Below are 25473 nucleotides of genomic sequence, written 5' to 3'. Positions count from 1 at the left end.
ACCTGCGTTTTGCGCGCTTTTCTTGCAGGCCGCCGGCGCGTAAAAGCGTAACGAAGCAACCCTCCAGACAGTCTTCACGACACAAGGAAGATAGCAATGACCGTTCGCGCGGGCCGGGAATTTCTGGCCATCCCCGGGCCCACCACGATGCCCGACGCGGTGCTGCAGGCGATGCATCGTCCGGCGATCGACATCTATTCCCGGGAGATGCTCGACCTGACCGAGAGCCTGCTGCGCGACATCTCTGGTCTGTTCGCGACCAAGGGCAAGTCCTACATCTACATCGCCAACGGCCACGGGGCCTGGGAAGCCGCGCTGAGCAACGTGCTGTCGCGCGGCGACAAGGTGCTGGTGCTGGAGAGCGGACGGTTTGCGATCGGCTGGGGCAATGCGGCAGCCTTGATGGGCGCCGAGGTCGAGGTGCTCAAGGGCGACTGGCGCCGCGCGGTGCGGCCGCACGAGGTCGAGGAGCGGCTGCGCCGCGACACCGAGCACAAGATCAAGGCCGTCGTCGTCGTCCAGATCGACACCGCCTCGGGCGTGCAGAACGACATCGAGGCGATCGGCAAGGCCATCAAGGCGGCCGGCCATCCCGCGCTGTACATGGTCGACACCGTCGCCTCGCTCGGCTGCATGCCGTTCGAGATGGACAAATGGGGCGTCGACGTCGCGATGTCCGGCTCGCAAAAGGGCCTGATGACACCGCCCGGCCTTGGCTTCGTGGCCGCCAGCGCACGCGCGCAGGAGGTCCACAGACGCGCCAACATGGCGACGCCCTATTGGAGCTGGAGCGAGCGCGAGGGCACGGAGAATTACCGCAAATATGCCGGCACCGCGCCGGTGCATCTGCTGTTCGCGCTGCGCCAGGCCATCGACCTCATTCACGAGGAAGGGCTGGAGAACGCATTCCGCCGCCACGCCCTGCTCGGAGAGGCCACGCGACGCGCCGTCGGTGCGTGGACGGAGGGCCAGGTGCTCGGCTTCAACGTCGCTGAACCTCACGAGCGCTCCAACACCGTGACCACGGTGACCATGACCACCGGCCATGATCCCGCGGTGCTGCAGCGCTATTGCAAGGAGAAATGCGGCGTCGTGCTCGGCACCGGCATCGGCGATCTCTCCGGACAAGCCTTCCGCATCGCCCATATGGGCCATGTCAACGCACCGATGCTGCTCGGCACGCTGGGCGTGATCGAGGTCGGCCTCAACGCGCTGAAGATCCCGCACGGCAAGGGCGGGCTCGAGGCGGCGGTGGCGTATCTGGGCGAGCAGGTCGCGGTGTAGGCGCAGGCGCACGCCACACACTCGGTGTCGTCCCGGCGAAAGCCGGGACCCATACCGCGTGATCTATCGGTTGCCCGCGGTGAATGTACCGCGGGAGGACCTCTTAACTGCGAGTCGTCTCCAAACTCCTCCCTGGGGTTATGGGTCCCGGCGTTCGCCGGGACGACGGCGGAGTTTGAGGTGGCTTCGGCGCGTCACATCGGCTTTGGAGCTTCTTTAAATCCCCCACATTCGATCTGATATAGAGGCCAGACACTCCGCCTGTATCGAGGATCGATTTGCCCAAATCCGCCAGCACGACCCAGACCGCTCCCGTCGCCCCGCGCCGGCCGCATTCCTTCACCCACCACGGCATCACCGTCACCGACGACTATGCCTGGCTGAAGGACGCGAAATGGCAGGAGGTGCTGCGCGATCCCAAAGTGCTCGATCCCGACATCCGCAAATATCTGGATGAGGAGAACGGCTACACCGAGAGCCTGCTCGGCCACACGGCAGGCCTGCAGAAGACGCTGGTGCGCGAGATGCGCGGGCGTATCAAGGAAGATGATTCCAGCGTGCCGTCGCCGGATGGACCGTTCGCCTATTTCCGCAAGTTTCGCGAGGGCGGCCAGCATGAATTGTTCGGCCGCATGCCGCGTGACGGCGGCGAGAGCCATATCGTGCTCGACGGCGATGCGCTCGCCAAGGACCACAAATACTTCAAGTTCGGCGGCAGCCGCCACTCGGACGATCACAAGCTACAGGCCTGGAGCGCCGACACCAAGGGTTCGGAATATTTTACGATCCGCGTGCGCGACTGGGCCGATGGCAACGACCTCGACGACGTCGTCGAGGAGACCGACGGCGGCGTGGTCTGGAGCAAGGATGCGAAATCCTTCTTCTATGTGAAGCTCGACGACAATCACCGTCCGATGCAGGTGTGGCGGCACAGGCTCGGCACCAGGCAGGCCGACGATACGCTGGTCTATGAGGAACAGGATTCCGGCTGGTTCACCCATCTGCATGAGAGCACCAGCGGCCGCTTCTGCGTGATCGCCGGTGGCGACCACGAGACCAGCGAGCAGCGGCTGATCGATCTCACCCATCCGGACGCGCCGCCGCGTCTCGTCGCGGCGCGCGAAGAGGGCGTGCAATATTCGCTCGCCGATCGCGGCGACGAGCTGTTCATCCTCACCAATGCCGACGACGCCATCGACTTCAAGATCGTCACCGCGCCGCTCAGCCAACCCGAGCGGAAGAACTGGCGCGACCTGATCCCCTATCGTCCCGGCATCTACATCATCGACCTCGATCTCTATGCCGGCCATCTGGTGCGGCTGGAGCGCGCCAACGCGCTGCCGGCGATCGTGATCCGCGAGCTCGCCGGCGGAGAAGAGCACGCCATTGCCTTCGACGAGGCCGCCTATTCGCTGGACACGATGGGCTCCTACGAATTCGACACGACGACTTTGCGCTTTGCCTATTCGTCGATGACGACGCCGTCGGAGGTCTACGACTACGACATGGCCAGGCGCACGCGCACCTTGCGCAAGCGCCAGGAGATTCCGTCCGGCCACGATGCGGCCGACTACGTCACCACGCGCATCATGGCGAAAGCGCAGGACGCCGCCGAGGTGCCGGTCTCGATCCTCTATCGTCGCGGGCTCAAGCTCGACGGCGCGGCGCCGCTGCTGCTCTATGGCTACGGCTCCTACGGCATGGCGATGCCGGCCTCGTTCAACGCCAACCGTTTGTCGCTGGTCGACCGCGGCTTCGTCTACGCCATCGCCCATATCCGCGGCGGCGCCGACAAAGGCTGGGGCTGGTATCTCGACGGCAAGCGCGAGAAGAAGACCAATTCGTTCGACGATTTCGCCGCCAGTGCCCGCGCGCTGATCGATGCGAAATACACGAGCGCCAAGCGTATCGTCGGCCATGGCGGATCGGCCGGCGGCATGCTGATGGGCGCGGTCGCGAACCGCGCCGGTGAATTGTTCGCCGGCATCGTCGCCGAAGTGCCGTTCGTCGACGTGCTCAACACCATGCTCGACGACACGCTGCCGCTGACGCCGCCGGAATGGCCGGAATGGGGCAACCCGATCGAGAGCGAAAAGGATTTCCGCACCATCCTGTCCTACTCGCCCTACGACAATGTCGCGGCCAAGGATTATCCGGCCATCCTGGCGATGGGCGGCTTGACCGATCCGCGCGTCACCTATTGGGAGCCGGCCAAATGGATCGCGCGTCTTCGCGCCACCATGAGCGGCGGCGGCCCTGTCCTGCTCCGCACCAACATGGGCGCCGGCCACGGCGGCGCCTCGGGACGCTTCGACCGGCTCGACGAGGTCGCGATCGTGTATGCGTTTGCGCTGTGGGCGACGGGGATGGCGGAGGCCGGGGTGTAGCGACACCCACAGCCGTCGTCCCGGCGAACGCCGGGACCCATACCGCGTGATTTATCGGTGAAGTGCGGAAGCAGTACCGTCGAAGATTCTTTAACTGCGAGTCTTCGCCAAACCACTTCCTGTGATTATGGGTCTCGGCCTTCGCCGGGACGACGGCGGAGAGTGTGGGGCGAGTTACCGCCCCACAGCCGTCCTCAAACCGCGCCCTGCGCCTCCACGTAGAGCGCGTAGATGGAATGACAGCTCGCCATATAGAGGCGGTTGTTCTTCGGGCCACCGAAGCAGAGATTTTCGCAGCGTTCCGGCAGCTTGATGAAGGCGAGCGGCTTGCCTTCGGGGTTGAACACCATCACGCCGTCGAGGTCTTCCGACTTGCCCTTGAGCTGATAGACCTTGCGGCCGCCGACGTCGCTCGGCTCGGACTGCAAGGCGCCGTTCGAGCCCCAGCCGCACCAGAGATTGCCGTCGCGGTCGACGCGGAAGCCGTCGAGCGAGCCTTGATCGGCGGCATCGATCAGCTTGGTCTTGCCGCTCAGCGAACCATCGTCGCCGACATTGTAGCTCCAGATGCTGCGATTGGGCGTGCCCTTCCACTCGACGACATAGAGCTTCTTCTCGTCCGGCGAGAAGGCGATGCCGTTGGGATTGACGAGATCGGTGAGCACGGCGGAGAGCTTGCCGTCCTTGGCGATGCGGTAGACGTTGGTGGTGGCCTGCTCCGGCTTCTCCTTCTTGCCCTCCCACTCGCCGCCGATGCCGAAGGTGGGATCGGTGAACCAGATGCTGTCGTCGGACTTCACCACGATGTCGTTCGGCGCGTTCAGCCGCTTGCCGTCGAACTTGTCGGCCAGCACGGTGATCTTGCCGTCCTTCTCGGTGCGGGTGATGCGGCGCGTGACGGAGTGCTCGCAGGTGACGAGGCGACCCTGGCGGTCGCGCGCATTGCCGTTGGCGTAATTGGCGTTGGCGCGGAACACGCTGGTCTGCCCGGTCTTCTCGTCGAACTTCATGATCCGGTTGTTGGGAATGTCGGAGAACAGCAGATAGCCGCCTTCCGGAAAATAGACCGGACCTTCGGCCCAGCGCAGGCCGGTCGCAACCTGCTCCAGCGTCGAGGAATAGAGCCGATACTTTGCGAAGCTGGGATCGAGGATCTGGACAGCCGGGTCCGGATAGCGCTGGGCCGGCGTGAACGGAAACGATTGCGCACCGGCCGCGCGGGCGAGAAGCATCGAAGCCGCCGCGCTACCCGCACCGGTCAAGACATTGCGTCGCGTGAAAGTCATAAAAGTCCTCCCTGCTTGATAAAAGGCCGGCACGTTGATGTGGCCGGCCTGTTTCTTGAAGTGTCGTGATGCGTGGCTTTACCGGCCGTTCTTCTTCCGCCATTCCGCGAAGTCGGTGAGCGTCTGCGGATCGGTCGCGGGATAGAGACCGAAAATGCCGCGGCCTTTGCCGACCTCCTCGGTGACGAAATCCTCGAACGCGGTCATCTCGAAGGTTTCGTTGGCGATCTCATCGGCAAGATGCGCGGGGATGACGATGACGCCGTCGGCATCACCGAGGATGACGTCACCGGGAAACACCGGCGCATCGCCGCAACCGATGGGGACGTTGATCTCGATCGCCTGGTGCAGCGTGAGGTTCGTCGGCGCCGAGGGGCGGTGATGATAGGCGGGGATGCCGAGCTTGGCGATCTCCGCGGAGTCGCGAAAGCCGCCGTCGGTGACGACGCCGGCGACGCCGCGCTTCATCAACCGCGTCACCAGGATCGCGCCGGCCGAAGCCGCGCGCGCGTCCTTGCGGCTGTCCATCACCAGCACCGCGCCCGGCGGGCAATCCTCGACCGCCTTGCGCTGCGGATGCGAGTGATCCCTAAAGACGTCGATGGTGTTGAGATCCTCGCGCGCCGGCATGTAACGCAGCGTGAAGGCCTCGCCGACCATGGTCGGCTGGTCGGCCCCGAGCGGATGCACATCCTGGATCATCTGGATGCGCAGGCCGCGCTTGAACAGCGCGGTGGCGACGGTCGCGGTGGAGACGGATTTGAGCTTGTTGCGGGTGGCTTCGCTGAGTTTGGACATATCGTTCTCTCTAGTAAATCGACGGCTCGCCGATCGGCGCGCCGAAATCGGTCTCGAGGAAGTCGAAGTCGCAGCCGTCATTGGCCTGCTTGATGTGTTTTGTGAACATCCAGCCGTAGCCGCGCTCGAAGCGGCGCTCCGGCTGCTTCCAGGCGGCGCGGCGCTTGTCGAGCTCGGCCTCTGATACATCAAGATTGATGGTGCGCGCGGCGACGTCGAGCGTGATGCGATCGCCGTTCTGCACCAGCGCCAGCGGGCCGCCGATGTAGGACTCCGGCGAGACGTGCAGGATGCAGGCGCCGTAGCTGGTGCCGCTCATGCGCGCATCCGAGATGCGCACCATGTCGCGCACGCCCTGCTTCACGAGTTTTGTCGGGATCGGCAGCATGCCCCATTCCGGCATGCCCGGGCCGCCCTGCGGGCCCGCATTGCGCAGGATGAGGATGTGGTCCTCGGTGACGTCCAGATTGGGATCGTCGACCGCCTTCTTCATCGACGGATAATCGTCGAACACCAGCGCCGGCCCGGTGTGCTTGAGGAAACGCGGCGCGCAGGCGGACGGCTTGATGACGCAGCCATCGGGGGCGAGATTGCCCTTGAGCACGGCGAGCGCGCCTTCCTTGTAGATGGGATTGTCGACGCCGCGGATGACATCGGCATTGTGCACCTCGGCGCCGTCGATGCTTTCGCCGAGAGTCTTGCCGCTCACCGTGATGCAGTCGAGATGCAGATGGTCCTTGATCTGGCCCATCAAGGCCGGCAGGCCACCGGCATAAAAGAAGTCTTCCATGAGGTAGGCATCGCCGCTCGGACGAACATTGGCGATAACAGGGACCTTGCGGCTCGCGATCTCGAAATCGTCTAGCCCGATGTCCTGGCCGGCACGGCGGGCCTGCGCGATCAGATGGATGATCGCATTGGTCGAGCAACCCATCGCCATCGCGACCGCAATGGCATTCTCGAAGGCTTTTCGGGTCTGGATCGTCTTCGGCGTCAGGTCCTCCCACACCATCTCGACTATGCGGCGACCGCATTCGGAGGCCATGCGGATGTGGTTGGCATCCGCCGCGGGAATCGAGGAGGCACCCGGCAGCGTCATGCCGATCGCTTCCGCGATCGCGGTCATGGTCGAGGCCGTGCCCATGGTCATGCAGGTGCCGTAGCTGCGGGCGATGCCGGCTTCGATGTCGAGCCAGTCCTTGTCGGAGATCTTTCCGGCGCGCCGCTCGTCCCAATATTTCCAGCCGTCGGAGCCGGAGCCGAGCGTCTTGCCCTTCCAATTGCCGCGCAGCATCGGGCCCGCCGGCAGATAGATTGCCGGGATGTTCATCGAGGTCGCGCCCAGCAGCAACGCGGGCGTGGTCTTGTCGCAACCGCCCATCAGCACCACGCCGTCAACGGGATGGCTGCGCAGCAGCTCCTCGGCTTCCATCGCCAGCAGATTGCGATAGAGCATGGTGGTCGGCTTCAGCAGCGATTCCGAGAGCGACAGCGCCGGCAATTCCACCGGCAGGCCGCCGGCCATCAGGATGCCGCGCTTGACGTCGTCGACACGCGACTTGAAGTGCATGTGGCAGGGCTGCGCGTCCGACCAGGTGTTGATGATCGCGATGCACGGCCGGTCCTTCCACTCCTCGGGGGCGTAGCCCATCTGCATGGCGCGGGAGCGGTGGCCGAACGAGCGGAGATCATCGGGTGCGAACCAGCGGGCGCTGCGGAGCTGGTCGGGTGTTTTCTTCTTGGTCATGATTGGGTGCCCCATTTTTGCACGGTGTTCCGCTCGATCGCGCGGAAGATCAGGTTCTCGACAAAGAGCCCGATGATAATCACCGTCAAGAGGCCTGCGAAGACCGCAGGTATGTCGAGGAGGTTGCGGTTCTCAAAGATGAACCAGCCGAGCCCGCCTTGCCCGGAGGACACACCGAACACCAGCTCGGCCGCGATCAGCGTGCGCCAGGCGAAGGCCCAGCCGATCTTGAGGCCGGTCAGGATCGAGCCGAAGGCCGCCGGGATCAGGATCCTGGCCACATAGGGCAGCCCGCGCAGACCGTAATTGCGGCCGACCATGCGCAGCGTGTTGGACACGCTCTTGAAGCCGGAATGGGTGTTGAGTGCGACCGGCCACAGCACCGAATGGATCAGCACGAAAACGAGACTGCCATTGCCGAGCCCGAACCAGATCAGCGCCAGCGGCAGCAGCGCGATCGCCGGCAACGGGTTGAACATCGCCGTCACCGTTTCCAGGAAGTCGGTGCCGATGCGCGTGGAGATCGCGAGCACCGTGAAAACAGCGGCCAGCACGATGCCGGCCGAATAGCCCATGAACAGGACCTTCAGCGAGGTCCAGGCCCGCATCGGGATGGTGCCGTCCTTCACGCGATCGAACAGCGTCATGATCGTGTCGTGCAGCGTCGGAAACAGCAGGGGATTGTCGAGATAAACGCCGTAGGCCTCCCAGACCGCGCCGAGGAACAGGATGATGACGGTCTTGCGGACAAAGCCATCGTTCCACAGCAGCTCGGCTACGCTCAGCTTGCGCTCGACCTCACCCGCACCGCTGACAGCAGCGACCGGGGCATCACGCAGCAAGATTCTCGCTTCGCCCATGAGCGGCTCCCCCTAATGCGCCGTGGCTTCGCCAGCGAACAGGAGATCGTGGATCTCCTTCTCCAGCCGGCCGGCGCTGCCGTCGTCATTGCTGACCTTGTCGACGTCGACCACCTCGGCCTTGACGCGGCCGGGATGCGGCGACAGCAGCAGGATGCGGTTGCCGATGCGGATCGCTTCCGCGATCGAATGCGTCACGAACAGCACGGTGAATTTGGTTTCGCTCCAGAGCTGGAGCAGCTCGTCCTGGCAGGTCCGGCGCGTCAGCGCGTCGAGTGCGGCGAACGGCTCGTCCATCAGCAGGATGTCCGGCTCCATCGCCATGCCGCGCGCGATCGCGACGCGCTGCTTCATGCCGCCGGAGAGCGTGTGCGGATAGGCATCGACGACGCGGGTGAGGCCGACCTTCTCGATATAGGCCCGCGCCCGCATCTCGGCGTCCTTGCGTGACAGCTTTCGCGCGGTCAGCAGCGGAAACATGACGTTGGCGAGCACGCTCTTCCAGGGCAGCAGCTGGTCGAATTCCTGGAAGATCATCATGCGGTCGGCGCCAGGACCGCGGATCTCGCGATCGCCGATCGTCATGCGGCCTTCGCTCGGTGACATGTAGCCGCCGACGGCCTTGAGCAGGGTCGACTTGCCGCAGCCGGACGGTCCGAGCAGCACGAAGCGGTCGGACTTGTCGACGGTGAAGCTCACCCTCTCCGTGGCGGTGACGACGGCGCTGGAGGTCTTGTAGCGCAGCGTCACCCCACTGACGTCGAGCAGTGCCATCAGTTGCCCTTCAGGTCGTGCGCGACGGGGAGATAATAGTCGGTCCAGGCCTTGGGCTGGGTCTTCAACGTGCCGGTCTTGTAGAGATGGGCGGCGAACTTCATCGTGCCCTGCGGCTCGAGATTCCATTCCATCATGCCGGGCTCTTTCAGAAGATCGAGCAGCTCCTCGACCGAGGTCTTGTCCCCGGTGATCTCCTTGTAGATCTCGACCGCCTGCCTGGTGTCGCTGCGGATCAGGTCCTGCGCTTCCTTGGTCGCATCGCGCACGGCCTGGATGATTTTTGGATTGGCATCGGCGAATTTGGTCGTGGTGAAGAACTGCGCCTGGCTGAGCGGGCCGCCCATCACGTCAGGCGAATTCAGCACGACATGCGCGCCCGGCACGTTCTTCAGCTCCAGGAAGGTGAAGGGCGGGATCGAGAAGTGCGTATGCACCTCATGCTTGGGGTTCGACAGCGCAGCATAGGCGTCGGGATGACCGAGCTGCACCGTGTTGGCATCGAGCTTCGACCATTGGTCGGCGCCGAAGGCCTCTGCCGCCGCGATCTGCAGCACGATGGCCTGCGTCGACACCTTGACGGTCGGCACCGCGATCTTGTCGCTCGGGCCAAAATCCTTGATCGACTTGATGTTGGCGTCGCGGCTGATCAGCGTCATCGGCTGCGCGGACGTCGCGACGATGCCCTTGACGCCGCCGCGGGTGCGATCCCACAGCAGCAGGAGATTGCCGGTGCCGGTGTTGAGGATATCGACGCCGCCGGCGAGCAGCGCATCGGTCTGCGCGCCGCCGCCCGAGAAGGTGACCCATTTGGTGGTGACGCCGGGCACGCCAAGCAAGCCTGCGTGCTTCTCGATCAGCTTCTGCTTCTCCATGATGTGGCTCGGCATGTAGAAAATGCCGGGCTGCCGCGACAGGGAGATCTCGGATTTCTGCTGTGCGTGCGCGGACGATGCCGACAGGACTGCCGCGGCGATCAGGGCGAGGGCTGCGCAGCCAAACTGGAATTGCTTGATCATTGTTGTTCGTTTCCTCCGGTCGGCATTGACGCGCGGCCGAGCTGATGCACTAATGCATTAGTGCATCAAAGGCAAGTCCGCCGGAGCAGCCCGCCATGGAACCAGCTCATCAAGCCCCGCGCGGGGCCGCCCGGCTCGACCGAGCCCGGCAGGCCGCGCCGCAGGTGTTCGAGCGGTTGCGCAATGCGATCATTGCGCTCGAATTGCCGCCGGGCGCGCCGCTGTCGCGGGCTGAGCTCGCCGGGCAATTCGGCGTCAGCTCGACGCCGGTGCGCGACGCGTTGATGCGGCTCGAGGAAGAGGGCCTGGTCGACGTGTTTCCGCAGCACGCGACCGTGGTCAGCCAGATCGACGTCGACCGCGCGCAACAGGCGCATTTCCTGCGCCAGGCGCTGGAGCTGGAGATCGTCCGGCTCCTCGCGGAGCACCCTGATCCGACGCTGATCATCCGCCTGGATCACGCCATTACGCTGCAACAGCAATTCACCAAGGCCGGCGACTTCCAGGCCTTCATGATCGCCGACAATGATTTCCACGCCCAGCTCTACGCCGCCGCCGGCAAGCAGGATCTCTGGATGCTGGTGCGAAGCCGCAGCGGACATATCGACCGGCTGCGCCGGCTGCACCTGCCCTCGCCCGGCAAGGCCCAGAACATCGTACGCCACCACAAGCTGATCACGCGCGCGATCGAGGCGAAAGATGCCGATGCTGCGCAGCAACATCTGCGGAAACATCTCTCAGGCACGCTGAGCGAGCTGGATCGGATCCGCGAGCGCTATCCGGAATATCTCTCCGACTAGGCGCGGTCGCCGTGGTCATCTGCACGTAAACATGCATATGATCCGTACCCAATTAATGGCCGGGCGACCACACTTCGCAACAGCCGCGAAGTGCTTGCAGGCCAGGCACGATCCGCGCAACAATTTCGCATTTGATGCTTTGATTTGGGTCGCAGGGAACCTCCCTGCCCGACCCGGAGGTTTTTGACGTGGCCAACATCCTGATCGTGGATGACGACCCGGCCGTTCAATTGACGATCCGGCTGCTCCTGGAGCGGGCCGGTCACCAGGTGACGGTCGCCGGCGACGGCCGCAAGGGGCTCGCCCTGTTCGAGGGCAGCCGGTTCGACCTGCTGTTCCTCGACATCTTCATGCCCGGCATGGACGGGCTGGAAACGATGCGCCACGTCCGGGCGCTGCAGCCGAAGGTCCCGATCATCGTCATTTCCGGCCGCTCGATCACGCCGGACGCCTACGCCGAGCCGGACTTCCTGAAGATGGCGACCAAGCTCGGCGCCGTCGCCAGCCTGCAGAAGCCGTTCCGGTCGGACGCACTGCTGGCAGCGGTCGACCGTTGCCTGATATCGGCACCATCATCCCTGCCGCAACGCGATGCCGGCGCCGGCAGCCGATGACGGGGCCATCGATGTCGCATCAAACATTCGGGTCCATTCTTGACGCCGGGCGACGACCGACATGACGCTCGCAACCCGGCTGGCCATCGCGATGATTCTGCTGGTCGCGGTTGCGGTCTCCGCGGTCGGGTGGCTGAGCCATTACAGCCTGGAACGGGCGTTCCTGCCGCGCGTGATCGACCGCATCGAGACCCAGTCGGGGCTGCTCGCCTCCCAGCTCGAAGCCCAGACCAACGGCGCACATGCCGATATCGTGACGTTCCGCGCCAACGCGGCCGTGCGCGGCGTGATCGATGCGCATTTCAACAACGGCATCGATCCGGTTGATCATCTGACCGAAAAGACCTGGCGAGATCGGCTGCTGACGCGCCTTGTCGCCGACGTCGAAGCCAACCCGACCTACGCAAAATTTCGCGTCATCAGCGCTGACGGCACCGAATATCTGCGCGTCGACCGCTCGGGATCGAACGGAACGGTCCGCATCGTTCCCGACGAAGCGCTGCAAACCAAGGACGATCGCTCCTTCTTCCAGGACGCGATCAAGCTCGCCGAAGACCAGATCTATGTCTCTCCGGTCGATCTGAACGTCGACAACGGCACGATTCAGCTGCCTTACGTCCCGACATTGCGCGTCGCAGCGCCGCTGTACGGATCCGATCACCGGCTGTTCGGCATCGTCGTCATCAATGTCGACATGCGCCAGGTGCTCGACCGCATCAGGATCACCGGCCGCCGGGGCGAAATGGTCTACGTCGTCGGCCGCAACGGCGACTACATCGTGCACCCGGACCGGACCCGCGAGTTCGGCTCGCAACTGGGCACACCGACGCGCTGGCAGGACGACTTCCCCTATTTCGCCGACGTCACCGGATCGACGCAAGGGGAAACCCATGTCGTGCCCGAAAGCGACGGCAAGCCGAGCGGCACCGCGATTGCGCCGGCGATCCTGGCCGAGGGCCAATGGGTCGGCATCATCCGCGTGGTCCCCTATGCCGTGTTCATGGCGCCCGCCGTCATCATCGAGCAGACGAGCCTGATGATCGGCATCATCGCGGTGCTGGTCGCAGCCGCGCTCGCCCTGCTGCTGGCGCGATCGCTGACCCGGCCGATCGGACGGCTCACCAAGGCCGTCGAGGCGATCGGGCGCGGCAAGCCGGCCACGATTCCGGTCGACGCCGGCGGCGAGACCGGCATGCTGGCGCGGACCTTTGCCCACATGGTCGAGGAGACCAAGGCCAAGACCTCGGCGCTGGAGCACGAGATCGAGGAGCGGCGGCGCACTGAAGCGGCCCGCGACCAGCTCGCCGTGCGCGAGCGCCTGTTCAGCGCCGCGGTCGAATCCTCCGACGATTCGATCGTGATGCAGACGCTCAACGGCACCATCATCGGGTGGAACGCGGCGGCCGAACGCCTCTACGGCTATTCGGCCGAGGAAGCCGTCGGGCAATCGACGTCGATCATCCTTCCAACCGACCGTAACGATGAGCGCAGCGATTATCTCGCGCGGATCGCGCGGGGTGAACGGATCGACCATTTCGAAACCGTCCGGATCCGCAGGGACGGCACTCCGGTCGAGATTTCGGTGAGCCTGTCGCCGATCCGGGGCACCGCGGGCGAGATCATCGGCGCGTCCGGCGCGGCACGCGTTCTGACCGATGCGCGGCGGACTGAACGCGCGCTGCGGCAGCAGATCGAGGAGCGGCGGCAACTGTTCGACGCTTCCGAGGATCTGATCATGATCATGAACTCGCGCGGCCATCTCGTTCAGATCAGCCCCAGCAGCGAGGCCGTGCTCGGCTACAAGCCCGAGGAGATGATCGGCCGCAGCGGCGCCGATTTCATCCACCCCGCCCATCTCGATCAATCCCGCGAGGAGATGCGCGCGCTCCGGCGCGGCGAACATCCGAAGCTCGCCGACACGCGCTGCATTCACAAGGACGGGCACGAGGTCTGGCTGTCCTGGCTCGGCAACTGGTCCGACCAGGCCAAGCGCTTCTTCTTCGTCGGGCGCGACATGACCGAGGCGAGGCGCGCCGCCGAATCCCTGCGCGACAGCGAGCAGCTTGCGCGCAACATCGTCGAGACCGCGCTCGACGCCTTCGTCCAGACCGACGATCGCAGCACCATCCTGAACTGGAGCTCGCGGGCCGAGGAGCTGTTTGGCTGGCGGCGCGACGAGGCGCTGGGCAGGAACGCGGTCGACCTGATCGTCGCCGAAAGCGAGCGCGACAGGGTCAAGGACGGCCTCGCCCGCTTCCTCGAGTCGGCCGACGGCCAGACCCTCAACCGCCGCCGCGAGCTCATGGTCCGCCGCCGCGACGGCAAGGAGTTCAAGGCGGAGCTCAGCGTCACGGCGCTGCGGCGCCGCGAGGGCATCCTGTTCAACGTGTTCTACCGCGACCTCACCGACAAGATCGCCTCCGAGGAGCGCATCCGCCACGCCGAGAAGATGGAGGCGGTGGGCCAGCTCACCGGCGGCGTGGCGCATGATTTCAACAACATCCTCACCGTCATCACCGGGACGATCGAGATCCTCGCCGAGGCCGTGGCCAAGGATCCGGGGCTTGCCGCGATCACGAAGATGATCGACGAGGCCGCCGGCCGCGGCGCCGAGCTGACCCAGCATCTGCTCGCCTTCGCGCGCAAGCAGCCGCTGCAGCCGCGCGAGATCGACATCAATTCACTGATCATCGACACCGCAAAGCTGCTGCGGCCGACGCTGGGTGAGCAGATCCAGATCGAATCCGTGTTCGAGGACGAGAGCTGCGTCGCGGTGGTCGACCCGAACCAGCTCACCACGGCGCTCCTCAACCTCGCGCTCAACGCCCGCGACGCCATGCCCGGCGGCGGCAAGCTGATCGTGGAGACGGGCGCCGCCTATCTCGACGAGGTCTATGCCAGCGTCAACGACGTCCGGCCGGGGCACTACGTGCTGATCGCGGTGAGCGACACCGGCACCGGCATTCCAGCCAACATGCTGGCGCGCGTGTTCGACCCCTTCTTCACCTCGAAGGGTCCGGGCAAGGGCACCGGGCTCGGGCTCTCCATGGTCTACGGCTTCATCAAGCAGTCCGCGGGCCACATCAAGATCTACAGCGAGGAAGGCCACGGCACCACGATCAAGATGTACCTGCCGCCGGGCAAGACGCCGACCGCCGTCGCCGATGGCGTGATGCCGGCCTCGATCGAGGGCGGACACGAGACCATCCTCGTGGTCGAGGACGACCGGCTGGTGCGCGACTACGTGCTGGCCCAGCTGCATTCGCTCGGCTACGTCACCCTGCAGGCCGCCAATGCCGCGGAGGCGCTCACCATCGTCGCGAGCGGCAAGCCGTTCGACCTGCTGTTCACCGATGTGATCATGCCCGGCAAGATGAACGGACGGCAGCTCGCCGACGAGGTGTTGAAGTCACGCCCCGACCTCAGGGTGGTCTACACCTCAGGCTATACCGAGAACGCGATCATCCACCACGGCCGGCTGGATTCAGGCGTGCTGCTGCTGGCAAAACCCTATCGCAAGTCCGACCTGGCGCGGATCATCCGCAAGGCGCTGCAGGGATGACGGTCTCGTGTCCCGGACGCGCTGCAGCGTGAAACGCTGCTGCGCAGAGCCGGGACCCAGAAACTTTCTGCGATTGTGAGGGGAGATGGGCCCCGGCTCAGCGGCGCATCATTTCATGATGCACCGCGTCCGGGGCACGAGAGAAAGAGCTTGCCGCTTACGACGCGCGCTGGGCCGCGGTCATCACGATGCGGATCAGATCGGCGGCATTGCGGGCGCCGAGCTTCTTCATGATGTTGGCGCGGTGATCCTCGATGGTGCGCGGGCTGATGCCGAGGGTGCGACCGGCTTCCTTGTTGGAGGCACCGGCAGCGAACTGCTCGAGCACCTCACGTTCCCGGCGGGTCAGCGGCTCGCGCCCGGGGAAATGCAGCGAGCCGAATTTCGGCGACACACTCTCTGTCTGCCGGCGTGCATAAGCGCCGATCGCTTCGTCCAGCCGGCCGACGATCTCGCTGCCGCGGAACGGCTTCTCGATGAAGTCGAGCGCGCCGCTCTTGATCGCCCCCACCGCCATCGCGATGTCGCCCTGGCCGGAGATCATGAAGATCGGTGCGGGATAGTCTTCGCCGTGCAGCTCCTTGAGGATGTCGAGGCCCGACTTTCCGGGAATGTGCACGTCGAGCAGGACCGCAGCCGGTGTGCGGCTTCGCGCGACCGAGAGCAGGGCTGCGCCGTCCGCGAAGCAGATCACCTCATAACCCGCCGCCTTCAACACCATCGACAGGGTGTCGCGAACAGCCGGGTCATCATCGACCACGAAGATCTCACCACGGGAGGTTTGTTCGACCATGTGCCATGTCCATTCGCCAAGCCACGTCGGCATTCAAGGACTCGCGTCCGCGCCTAACGCTATGGCTTTTGGCGCGGATTCGGCCCACCCGCATTTGTACGGGACATGAACTTAACGCACAAGTAGCGCCGAGGTGCCTTATTGCGGGGGACGGAGAATATCCATGCTAAATTACGCAGGCACACCCCCGCTCGCCGCGATGGCTGAAACCGACAGCCGTCAGTTGATCGCGGCCGAGCTTCGCTCCCTGATCGCGCGCATCGAGATCAGCGTGCGTCTGATCGACGCTGCGATGGAGCCTGAAGACGATAGCGCTATCTCGGGTTCCACCGAGATTGTCGTGCTCGACGACGTGACGCCCCGTTACGCAACGGTGGGCGCCGCCCTCAATGCCTGCCGGGCTGAGCTCGGCAACGCCCTGCAGAATCTGTCGGAATCCGGCAATCCCGCGTAGGCCGCAATCGGCGCGGCTGATTTGCCGCAGCCGATTGCATGGCAGTTCCGCGCCTCAGGCGCGGTGCCGCTCCACGATCGCGTCGGTGGCGACGCCACCCCAGGTGTGTATGGTCGGCAGCCCCATCGCCGTCTTGCCGAGATTGGCGAGGCTGATGCGCAGCGCCGCGAGGTCCAGCGGCTTCGGCAGGCTCTGAAGCTCGATCCCGACGGAGCGGGCAAAGCTGCGAGCGGCGCTGCGGCGCTTGCCGTCCATGCCGCTGATGACGATCACGGAGCCCGTGAACTTCGCTGCCGCCATCTCGCGCAGCACATCGATGCCGTCGCCATCCTCCAGCACGAGATCGAGCGTCACGCAGTCGAAGCGCGCCGCGCGCAGCTTCTCGATGGCCTCCGCAACCGACGGCGCAACGGCGACTTCGTGGCCGGCCTGCTTGGCGGCGACCGTGATCAGGCTGCGCTGCGTGGCGTCGTCATCGACCACCAGGAGCTGAAGCGCGCGCCGCTCGGCGACGTCGGGCAGGTTTGAGGGGATGGGGGAGAGAGAGCTTCTTGGCATGGCCGGACCCTGAAATTGCGACCGTCAGTTGATACACGGCACGCGCTTAGGCGACGTAAAGCCGCCTCTGCCAATTCGTTCGGATGTTTTCAGAAAATGTGAAGCAACGCGTCGGCAAGGGGCGGCACAGGGCGCGTGGCGATCACGCCACCGCATCATGGCTGGCCGCGCCGCGCTTCTTGCGGTTCTTGCCGCGCAGGAACTGGATGTCCATCTCGGCGCCGTTGACGCGCACCAGCTCGCAGCGGCGATAGGCAAGGCCGGTGGACGACAGCAGCAGGAAGAACTCCTTGAGGTTCAACCCCTGGATCGAGCCCTCCACCGTGAGGATGGCATCGGTGTCGGAAATCGCATTGAGGGTGCAGTCGCGCCGCCACGTGCCGTCGATGGCCATGATGCAGACATCATAACCTCGACTGAACGTGACGCGCTCTGCGCCCTTGCCTTCCTCGGCCATTCTTATCGTCCTGCCATCGCCGCCATGCGCGGCGCCCCGGCACCGACCGGCGCCGCTGCCGCACGCGGATCGTTCGGCCTGTAGAGGCCGCGGCGATCGGCAAGCGGCTTGAACGTATCGGTCAGTCCGACCACGGTTTCCGCAGCGCCGAGCACCAGGAAGCCGTCGGGCTCGATCTGACGGGCCAGGCGGTTGAAGATGTTGATCTTGGTTTCCTGGTCGAAATAGATCAACACGTTGCGGCAGAAGATGACGTCGAACGTGCCGAGGTTGGAGAAATCCTGCAGCAGATTGAGCTGCCGGTGCTGGATCATCGCGCGCAGCTCGGGATTGACCTGCCAGGTTTCGCCGGTCTGCTTGAAATATTTCATCAGCATCTGGATCGGCAGGCCGCGCTGCACTTCGAACTGGCTGTAGACGCCGGCCTTGGCCTTCTCGAGCACTTCCTGCGAGAGGTCGGTCGCAATGATCTCGACACGCCATCCGGTCAGTGCCGCGCTCATCTCCTTCAGGGTCATCGCCAGCGAATAGGGCTCCTGTCCGGTCGAGCCGGCGGCGCACCAGATCCGCACGCTGCGGCGGCCGGCACGGGCCTTGAGGACCTCAGGCATGATGGTGTCGCGAAAATGGTCGAACGGCACCTTGTCGCGGAAGAAGAAGGTTTCGTTCGTGGTCATGGCTTCGACCACGTTGGTCATCAGCGCGCTCGAGCCGCCCTGCAGCTTCTGCACCAGCTCGGGAATGCCGGAGAGCCCGGCCTTGCGCGCCAGCGGCAGCAGGCGGCTTTCGATCAGATATTGCTTGTCGGCGGACAGGTCGAGACCGGAGCGCTCTTTCAGCAACTTACGCAGATACTCGTAATCGGGCGCGTTCACAGGATACCTCTTGACGCTACGAACAGGTGTATTTTCAGGCAGCAGTCTCTTCTTCGCGCGCGACCAACCCGACTTCCTGGAACTTCGCCAACACGATTTCCTTGTCGAACGGCTTCATGATGTACTCGTTGGCGCCGCCGCCCATCGCCTTGGTGATGTGGTCGATGCCGTTCTCGGTGGTGCAGAACACGACCTTGGGCTCATCGCCGCCGGGCATGCGGCGCAGCGTTCCCAGGAACTGGAAGCCGTCCATGACAGGCATGTTCCAGTCGAGCAGGATGGCTTCCGGCATCGCCTTCTTGCAATGAACCAGCGCCTCGACACCGTCTTCCGCTTCAATGACTTGAAAGCCCAGCGCTTCGACGATGCGACGGGCGACCTTGCGAACGATGCTGGAATCGTCAACCACCAAACAGGTCTTCATCTTGGATCTCCGGCTTTAAATGTCTTTCGTGAAAGTTCAGGCAGCCAATTGCACGTCGGTCTTGAGCTCGAGGACGCGATCGACATCGAGGACGACCATGAGCTGGCCGTCGAGACGGTGGACGCCGCCGGCGAGCTTGGCCATGCGGGGGTCGAGATTGACCGGGTTCTCTTCCATGCCGTTCTCGGACAGGCGCAGCACCTCGCCGATCTGGTCGATCAGGAGGCCATAGGATTCACCGCGCAGGTCGACGCCGACAGCCATTGGGGTCTTGCCGTCCTCGGGCTTGGGCAAGCCGAGGCGGGCGCGCATGTCGACCACGGTGACGATGCGGCCGCGCAGGTTCAAGACGCCCGCGATCTCGCGCGAGGACAAGGGAACGCGGGTGACGCGCTCGGGCATGAACACGTCCTGGACGCGGGAGATCGGCAGGCCGAACAGCTGGCCGCCGATCATCGCGGTGACGTACTCGACCATGGCGCCTTCGCCGGACTGGGTCTTCTTGGTCATCTCGATATCTCCTGATCCCTGTCGTTACGCCGCTGCCCGGTTCAGCTCGGAGGCGCCGGCGGCGCCCGCGGTCTGTTCCTTCAGCGCCGCGATCAGACCGGGACGGTCGAACTTGGCGACATAGTCGTGGAAGCCGGCCTGACGGCCGCGCTCGATCGCGGCCGGCGACACCAGCGCGGAGAGGCCGATGATCGGCATCGCGCCCAGATTGCTGTCGGAGCGGATGGTCTCGGCAAACTCGAACCCGTTCATGTCGGGCATCTCGATGTCGGTCAGCACCACGTCGAAGGTCTGGGCACGGAGCGCGGCCAGGCCCTCCTGCGCGGTCGGCGCGGTGCGGACGCGGTAGCCGGCGGCCTTCAGCACCGGCGCCAGCATGTTGCGGAAGAATGCGGAGTCGTCGACCAGCAGCACCGACTGCGAGTGCATCGACGGCTTCATCTCCTTGCGGGTGAACCAGTCGGAGAACGCCATCGGCAGGAAGTGGCCGACGTCGATCACCTCGGTGGCCTGGCCCTTGATCACGGCCGAGCCGAGGATGCCGCTAGCGGAGCCGCCGACCTCGATGTTGAGGCGCTCTTCGACGATGTCGATGATCTCGTCGACGACGAGCCCCATGGAGCGGCCGTCATCGGCGAACACCAGGATCGGCTGCGCGCCCTGGCTGGCGATGGTGACGCCGTCCATGGCCACCAGCGGCATCAGCTGCTCGCGGTACTGCACCATGTAGCGGCCGTTGGAGAACTCGATCTTGTCGGCGGGGAGCTCTTCCAGGCGGGTGACGAGCCCGAGCGGGACCGCCTTGGGCTGGCTGGAGCCGGCGCGGAACACCAGCAGCGAGGTGGTCTGCTCACCGGAGCCGATGTGGTGCGCGCCATTGTCGTCGGCCATGTCATGGGCCGAGGAGCCGGCGGCGCCGAGCGCCTTGGCAATGCCGTTGGGGTCGATGATCATGATCACAGCGCCATCGCCCAGGATGGTGTTGCCGGAGAACATGTCGATGTGACGCAGTTTTGTCGACATCGGCTTGACCACGATTTCTTCGGTGTGGAACACGCCGTCGACGACGATGCCGAACGTCTGGCTGCCGACCTGCGTCACCACGATAAAGCCGTTCTCGGGATCGGAAGCCGCGCCGTCGTCGATCTTGAGCAGCTTCTTCAGATGGATCAGCGGCAAGAGCTTGTTGCGCAGGCGCAGGACCGCGGTGTCCTTGATGCGCTCGATGCGGTGCTCCGAGTTGGCGCGGGCACGGACCAGCTCGACCACCGAGAGCTGCGGGATCGCGAAGCGATCGCCGGCGGCCTCGACGATCAGCGCCGAGACGATGGCCAAAGTCAGCGGGATCTTGATGGTGACGGAGGAGCCTTCGCCTGCGACCGACTTGATGTCGATGGTGCCGCCGATCTGGTCGATATTGGTGCGGACCACGTCCATGCCGACGCCACGGCCGGAGACCGAGGTGATGGCGGCCGCGGTGGAGAAGCCGGGCGCGAAGATGAACTTGTGGATCTGGGCTTCCGACATCTTCTCCAGCTCAGCCTCGGTGACGAGACCTGAGGAGAGCGCCTTGGCCTTGATCTTCTCGGTGTTGAGGCCGCGGCCGTTGTCGGCGATGCAGATGATGATGTGGCCGCCCTCGTGATAGGCGGACAGCCGGATGGTGCCCTGCTCGCCCTTGCCGGAGGCGAGGCGCTCGGCGGGGGTCTCCAGGCCATGATCGGCGGAGTTGCGCACCATGTGGGTGAGCGGGTCCTTGATCAGATCAAGCACCTGGCGGTCGAGCTCGGTGTCGGCGCCGTGCATCTCCAGGTCGATCTGCTTGCCGAGTTCGGACGAGAGATCGCGGACGATGCGGGGCAGCTTCTGCCAGGCATTGCCGATCGGCTGCATGCGCGTCTTCATGACGCCTTCCTGCAGCTCGGCAGTGACGTTGGAGAGGCGTTGCAACGGCACCTTGAACTCGGTGTCCTCGTTGCGGCGGGAGATCTCCAAGAGCTGGTTGCGGGTCAGCACCAGCTCGGAGACCATGGTCATCAGGTGCTCCAGCGTATCCACGTTGACGCGGATCGACTGGTTGGCAACGCGGTCGCCTTCGGCGCCCGTCTCGTCGGCGGCCGACTTCTTGGCCGCTTTTTCCCGGGGCACCTTGGCGTCCTTGTTAGCTTCCTTGGCAACAGGTGCCGGAGCCTCGGCAACGGGTTCGGCCTTTGCAACAGGCGCCGGCGCTTCGATCGCGGTCTCGCGGAAGGCACGCTCGAGATCGTCGAGCGAGACTTCGCCGGGACGCAGCGGACGCTCCAGGGTCTGGTCGATCAGCGTGCCCGTGGTCATCTCCTTTGCGGGAGCGGGCGCAGCCGCAACGGGCGCTTCCGGCACCAGCGGCGGGGCTTCAGCGACAGGCGCAGCGGCGCCGGCGGCCATCGCGGCCATGCCCTGCTCGACCATCGCTTCCAGCTTGTCGATGAGATCGCGGTCGTTGCCCTCGGGCTCGGCTTCGGTTGCCTCGAGGCCTGCGAGGATCTCCTTGATGCGGTCGATCGAGGACAGGATCAGCGTCACGGCCTGTCCGGTCACCGGCATGCCGTCGCGGAATTTGCTCATCAGCGTCTCGCCGGCATGTGCCAGCGCTTCGAGCCGCGGCAGTCCGAGGAAGCCGCACGTACCCTTGATGGTATGGACCAGGCGGAAGATGTTATCGAGGATCTTGGCGTTGTTCGGCTCCTGCTCGAACTTCACCAGCTGATTGTCGACGGTGTCCAGGCTCTCGCTGGTCTCCGTCAGAAACTCCCGCAACAGATCATCCATGAGCTACGCCTTGACTGAGCTGGACCTCGACGCCTGCGCCGCGCTTGGAATCGGCGGAAGTCCGCTCTTAAATCGTTAGACAACCCATTTCACGGTCCCGTTAATTTCATCCTCCGTGCTAATACGGATATTGAAGCGAAGTTTGCCGTTCGACCGCGCGAGGCTGCGATTTTCAGCAGATCCTGCACGCGGCATCGGGCCTGAAACGCAACAAGTAAACGCGCCGATAACGGCGCCGCGACATGCCCAAAAAAATCCCGGCGGAATCGGGAGATATGCACGGCTTGCGCGAATTGACTCAAATCACGCGCGATTGGAATCGCGCATGCGACCGTCTCTCGATGCCGTGCTGAAATCCGCAAGGACTGCGCTCGCGGTAAACGGACTCTTACCTCGTGCGCGTCACGGACAATAACGCGCTAACCCAGCCGCGCAGCAGCGGCGCGAGACTCGGCAAGACAGTCCTTGATGGCGTCCAGCAGCGCATCCGGCTTGAACGGCTTGCGCAGGCAGCACGCGGCGCCGGCCTTGTGCAGCACGCAAACGGGATGGACGCGAGATCCGCGGCCAGACCACGCAATGGCGCGAGGCAATTGCCGACGGCTGAAAAGCATCGCCGAAGGAGAAAGGTGGCGCAGACTGGCGGACGATCGATGGACGTGCGGATGCGACGTCTGCCGTCGATGGCCCGTTTCCGGCTCATGAACGCCCCCTTGCCACTCCTTCCCGGTTGATGACGCAAGACGGGCTCGCCGGTGCGTGCACGAATCGCGCGCAGTTCTCATTTCGGCTGCAAATGCGACAAGCTGCCTGCCCCCCAACGGGTATATCGGCAGTGACACAACCAGTAAGATAGTTTATTTTGACACGCAACCAGGTGTCGAATGCGCGACCCAGACGTCTCATCGAACGCGCTGGATGATTCTGCATGATCGCGAGCGGACCACCGCCGAACCGATTGCTGCAAATGCTCGATGCTACGGACATGGATCTGTTGCGCCCGCATCTCATCACGATTGAATTGGTCAGAGAGACTGTCTTGGGTGAAGCAGGCGCGGTGCTGCGACACGTCTACTTTCCGCACGATGGAACCGTTTCAATCACGGTGGGTCTCTCCGAAGGGCAGACGATCGAGGTGGCGATGCTCGGCCGCGACAGCGTCGTCGGTGGCGGTGCGGCACTCGCCGATGGGATCGCAGCGTCGGACGCCGTCGTGCTCTTCCCCGGGACCGCGTCCATGCTTGAAATTGGGGCCTTTCGAACCATCGCCGCGACCAGCGCGCCGTTCCGCAGCCTGATGATCCGGCATGAGCAGGCGCTGCTCGCGCGTGCACAGCAATCCCTGCTCTGCAATACGCTGCACCCGGTCGAGGCGCGACTGGCGCGCTGGTTGCTGCGGGCCCAGGATCTGTCCGACAGCGAAACCCTGCCGCTGACGCAGGAGACGCTGGCTCAGATGATGGGCGTCCGGCGCAATGCCATTTCACTGGTCGCTCACGCGCTGCAGCGCGCCGGCATCATTCGCTACAGCCGCGGCCAGATCGTGATCACCGATCAGCGGGCGCTGGAGGCGACCTCATGCGATTGCTATGCCGTGATGAAGGCTTACGACGCGCGTCTGCTGGCGAGACCGCGATGATGTGAGCGCTACCATCTCCGACTGCATGCCGCTGTGCACACCGAGCGGTATCGGCCGATTGGGGGGCACAGCTGTGAACAATGCACCAATTGCCAATATATCCCGCCGTGAACATGATGGAACTTACCGTGCAGGGGACGGCGGTTTCGGTGGCGGGCGTTTCACCGGCGGATGAGACGGGAGGCAGATTTGGAGACGATGGTACGCCCATCCAACGGTTTCCTGTCGGCACTGTCGGCAGACGATTATGAACTGATCCGTGCACATCTGCGCACGGTCGATCTGCCGCATGACGCCGTGCTGGTGGAAGCCGGCGAAACGCTCAAGCGCGCCTATTTCCCGCACCGTGGCGTGATCTCGCTGGTCGTGAAACTTGGCAAGGGCGAGCATGTCCAGGTGGCCATGATCGGCCGCGACAGCCTGCTCGGGACACTCTCGACCATGGGCGATGCCTGCGCGCTGAACACGGCGATCGTGCTGGTTCCCGGCGTCGGCTCGGTGATCGACCTCGACCGGCTGCGCATCGCGGCCGAACAGAGTCCCACCCTGCGGACGCTGCTGACGCGCCACGGTCTCGCTGTCTACGCGCAGGTGCAGCAGACTGCGGGCTGCAACGCGGCGCATCCGGTGGAGTCGCGGCTGTCGCGCTGCCTGCTGCACACCCATGATCTGTCCGGCGACTTCCGGTTGCTGCTGACCCAGGAAGCCATGGCGCAGATGATCGGGGCGCGGCGCAACAGCGTATCGCTGGTCGCCAATACCTTGCAGCAGGCCAATTTCATCCACTACAGCCGCGGACACATCCAGATCCTCAATCTGGACGGGCTGCGCCAGACGGCGTGCGAATGCTACGCCACGGTCAAGGCCCAATACGACCGGCTGCTCGGGCCCTGACGGGTGTGGCACATGGTAAAGCAAGTGCTTAACCGCACCTGCAAACACCGCATATCTGGTGACCAGAACCGAAATCGGAATGGCGTAGATCTCCCGGACGCGTCGCACCCGACGCGCATCACGGGGACCGGGACACCATGTTCGACGCCGCTCTCGCGCCCACGCAGGGCGCGCACGACACCGCCCCCCTGCGCGAGCTTGAACCGCTGCGCGAGCCTGAACCGCTGCGCGAGCCTGAACCGCTGCGCGAGCCTGAACCGCTGCGCGAGCCTGGCGCGTTCGACGTGCTGGTATGCGAGATCGGCGAGGACGGCGCCAGTGAAGTGCGCGCGGTGTTCTGGAGCGAGACGCGTGCGCGGCTCGAGCTGTTTCATGCACTCCCGCTTGGCCAGCATCGCGGCCGGATCGCGCGCGAGGCCCATTCGCTGAAGAGCACGGCCAGGACGTTCGGCTATCTTCGGCTCGCGGCGCTGGCGTTGCGGCTCGAGAGCACCGCCGACACAATCGACGACGCCGAATTCAGCGATCTGCTTGAGCGGATGGATGTGGCCTTCGCCGCCGCGAAGGCGCAGGAGCCGCAGGGCTGACCCGCCTGCACCCCGCCGTACTTATACGGTTTGCAATTTTCACAGATGACTAATCATAGGTGGCGATAGTCGCCGGAAACCAGGAGGGTTTCCATGTTCACCTATGAGACTGCGGACCAGAAAGAGGTCCGTCGCTTCCGCATCGCACAGTTCAACGGCCGGATGGCTACGGTGAAGGCGGGCGAGTCCACGGTGACGGGTTTTGTCCGCTCGGTGCTGGAGCAGGATTCGACGATCCCGCCGCGCTGGACCATCACCATCATCCCGAATGCGCCGAAGGAAGAGCCGAAGGCGCTGCGGCCCAATTCGCGCGTGCGCCCCTTCGCCGAAGATTACTTCTAGG

The 25473-nt window shown here is 64.6% G+C and carries 23 protein-coding genes; 10 read left to right on the top strand and 13 right to left on the bottom strand.

Annotated elements, in window-relative coordinates; all coding sequences use genetic code 11:
* The first annotated feature begins 96 nt into the window (after positions 1-96).
* Positions 97-1284, top strand: coding sequence for an alanine--glyoxylate aminotransferase family protein (locus NLM32_RS02645; protein WP_254127734.1), 1188 nt, complete (start codon positions 97-99; stop codon positions 1282-1284).
* Between the two features lie 278 nt (positions 1285-1562).
* Complete coding sequence (locus tag NLM32_RS02640; RefSeq protein ID WP_254127733.1) at positions 1563-3671, top strand: S9 family peptidase; 2109 nt, start codon at positions 1563-1565, stop codon at positions 3669-3671.
* Between the two features lie 194 nt (positions 3672-3865).
* Here the strand turns inward: NLM32_RS02640 and NLM32_RS02635 are convergent, their stop codons facing one another.
* The 6 genes from NLM32_RS02635 to NLM32_RS02610 form a co-directional block, all read right to left on the bottom strand.
* Entirely contained in the window at positions 3866-4957 is a 1092-nt protein-coding gene (locus tag NLM32_RS02635; protein WP_254127732.1) for an SMP-30/gluconolactonase/LRE family protein, read from the bottom strand.
* A 78-nt stretch (positions 4958-5035) separates the two neighbouring features.
* The gene (locus NLM32_RS02630) at positions 5036-5755 is read right to left on the bottom strand and encodes a ribonuclease activity regulator RraA (protein ID WP_254127731.1); all 720 of its coding nucleotides are present in this window, start codon (positions 5753-5755) and stop codon (positions 5036-5038) included.
* 10 nt (positions 5756-5765) lie between these two features.
* A complete protein-coding gene (gene araD / locus NLM32_RS02625; RefSeq protein ID WP_254127730.1) occupies positions 5766-7502 on the bottom strand; it encodes an L-arabinonate dehydratase in 1737 nt (578 codons plus the stop codon).
* A complete protein-coding gene (locus NLM32_RS02620; protein WP_254127729.1) occupies positions 7499-8362 on the bottom strand; it encodes an ABC transporter permease in 864 nt (287 codons plus the stop codon). The genes araD and NLM32_RS02620 overlap by 4 nt, the downstream gene beginning before the upstream one ends.
* Before the next feature lie 12 nt (positions 8363-8374).
* Complete coding sequence (locus NLM32_RS02615) at positions 8375-9136, bottom strand: ABC transporter ATP-binding protein (RefSeq protein ID WP_254127728.1); 762 nt, start codon at positions 9134-9136, stop codon at positions 8375-8377.
* The gene (locus NLM32_RS02610) at positions 9136-10155 is read right to left on the bottom strand and encodes an ABC transporter substrate-binding protein (protein WP_254127727.1); all 1020 of its coding nucleotides are present in this window, start codon (positions 10153-10155) and stop codon (positions 9136-9138) included. Before NLM32_RS02610 ends, NLM32_RS02615 begins: the two co-directional genes overlap by 1 nt.
* Before the next feature lie 95 nt (positions 10156-10250).
* Here NLM32_RS02610 and NLM32_RS02605 point away from each other — a divergent pair, with 95 nt between their 5' ends.
* The 3 genes from NLM32_RS02605 (at position 10251) to NLM32_RS02595 (ending at position 15131) form a co-directional block, all read left to right on the top strand.
* Positions 10251-10955, top strand: coding sequence for a GntR family transcriptional regulator (locus NLM32_RS02605; protein WP_254127726.1), 705 nt, complete (start codon positions 10251-10253; stop codon positions 10953-10955).
* A 188-nt stretch (positions 10956-11143) separates the two neighbouring features.
* Entirely contained in the window at positions 11144-11569 is a 426-nt protein-coding gene (locus tag NLM32_RS02600) for a response regulator (protein WP_254127725.1), read from the top strand.
* Between the two features lie 61 nt (positions 11570-11630).
* The gene (locus tag NLM32_RS02595; protein ID WP_254127724.1) at positions 11631-15131 is read left to right on the top strand and encodes a PAS domain S-box protein; all 3501 of its coding nucleotides are present in this window, start codon (positions 11631-11633) and stop codon (positions 15129-15131) included.
* A gap of 157 nt (positions 15132-15288) precedes the next feature.
* Here NLM32_RS02595 and NLM32_RS02590 read toward each other — a convergent pair whose 3' ends face one another.
* Positions 15289-15924 carry a response regulator transcription factor gene (locus NLM32_RS02590; RefSeq protein WP_254127723.1) on the bottom strand — a complete coding sequence of 212 codons (636 nt, stop codon included), beginning with the start codon at positions 15922-15924 and terminating at the stop codon, positions 15289-15291.
* 163 nt (positions 15925-16087) lie between these two features.
* Here NLM32_RS02590 and NLM32_RS02585 point away from each other — a divergent pair, with 163 nt between their 5' ends.
* Positions 16088-16378: a hypothetical protein gene (locus tag NLM32_RS02585; protein WP_254127722.1), complete on the top strand. Its 291-nt coding sequence runs from the start codon at positions 16088-16090 to the stop codon at positions 16376-16378.
* A gap of 54 nt (positions 16379-16432) precedes the next feature.
* Here the strand turns inward: NLM32_RS02585 and NLM32_RS02580 are convergent, their stop codons facing one another.
* The 6 genes from NLM32_RS02580 to NLM32_RS02555 all read right to left on the bottom strand — a co-directional run bounded on the left by NLM32_RS02580 (position 16433) and on the right by NLM32_RS02555 (position 22010).
* Entirely contained in the window at positions 16433-16936 is a 504-nt protein-coding gene (locus tag NLM32_RS02580) for a response regulator (protein WP_254127721.1), read from the bottom strand.
* 142 nt (positions 16937-17078) lie between these two features.
* On the bottom strand, positions 17079-17393 hold the full coding sequence (locus tag NLM32_RS02575) for a PilZ domain-containing protein (RefSeq protein ID WP_254127720.1): 315 nt from the start codon (positions 17391-17393) through the stop codon (positions 17079-17081).
* A gap of 2 nt (positions 17394-17395) precedes the next feature.
* Positions 17396-18268 carry a protein-glutamate O-methyltransferase CheR gene (locus NLM32_RS02570; protein ID WP_254127719.1) on the bottom strand — a complete coding sequence of 291 codons (873 nt, stop codon included), beginning with the start codon at positions 18266-18268 and terminating at the stop codon, positions 17396-17398.
* Between the two features lie 34 nt (positions 18269-18302).
* Positions 18303-18692: a PleD family two-component system response regulator gene (locus NLM32_RS02565; protein ID WP_188106496.1), complete on the bottom strand. Its 390-nt coding sequence runs from the start codon at positions 18690-18692 to the stop codon at positions 18303-18305.
* A 36-nt stretch (positions 18693-18728) separates the two neighbouring features.
* Positions 18729-19202: a chemotaxis protein CheW gene (locus tag NLM32_RS02560; protein ID WP_254127718.1), complete on the bottom strand. Its 474-nt coding sequence runs from the start codon at positions 19200-19202 to the stop codon at positions 18729-18731.
* Positions 19203-19226: 24 nt separating this feature from the next.
* Complete coding sequence (locus NLM32_RS02555; protein ID WP_254127717.1) at positions 19227-22010, bottom strand: hybrid sensor histidine kinase/response regulator; 2784 nt, start codon at positions 22008-22010, stop codon at positions 19227-19229.
* Positions 22011-22938: 928 nt separating this feature from the next.
* Between NLM32_RS02555 and NLM32_RS02550 the strand changes: the two genes are divergently transcribed.
* The 4 genes from NLM32_RS02550 (at position 22939) to NLM32_RS02535 (ending at position 25472) form a co-directional block, all read left to right on the top strand.
* The gene (locus NLM32_RS02550; RefSeq protein WP_254127716.1) at positions 22939-23649 is read left to right on the top strand and encodes a Crp/Fnr family transcriptional regulator; all 711 of its coding nucleotides are present in this window, start codon (positions 22939-22941) and stop codon (positions 23647-23649) included.
* Positions 23650-23847: 198 nt separating this feature from the next.
* A complete protein-coding gene (locus tag NLM32_RS02545; protein WP_254127715.1) occupies positions 23848-24543 on the top strand; it encodes a Crp/Fnr family transcriptional regulator in 696 nt (231 codons plus the stop codon).
* Between the two features lie 137 nt (positions 24544-24680).
* Positions 24681-25130, top strand: coding sequence for an Hpt domain-containing protein (locus NLM32_RS02540; protein ID WP_254127714.1), 450 nt, complete (start codon positions 24681-24683; stop codon positions 25128-25130).
* Between the two features lie 93 nt (positions 25131-25223).
* The gene (locus NLM32_RS02535; protein WP_200471243.1) at positions 25224-25472 is read left to right on the top strand and encodes a hypothetical protein; all 249 of its coding nucleotides are present in this window, start codon (positions 25224-25226) and stop codon (positions 25470-25472) included.
* The last annotated feature ends 1 nt before the right edge of the window (position 25473 follow it).

This window comes from Bradyrhizobium sp. CCGUVB14 (assembly GCF_024199935.1).
Classification (GTDB): domain Bacteria; phylum Pseudomonadota; class Alphaproteobacteria; order Rhizobiales; family Xanthobacteraceae; genus Bradyrhizobium.
Note: the sequence above shows the minus strand (reverse complement) of the source record. Positions and strands in the feature narration are given on the sequence as shown.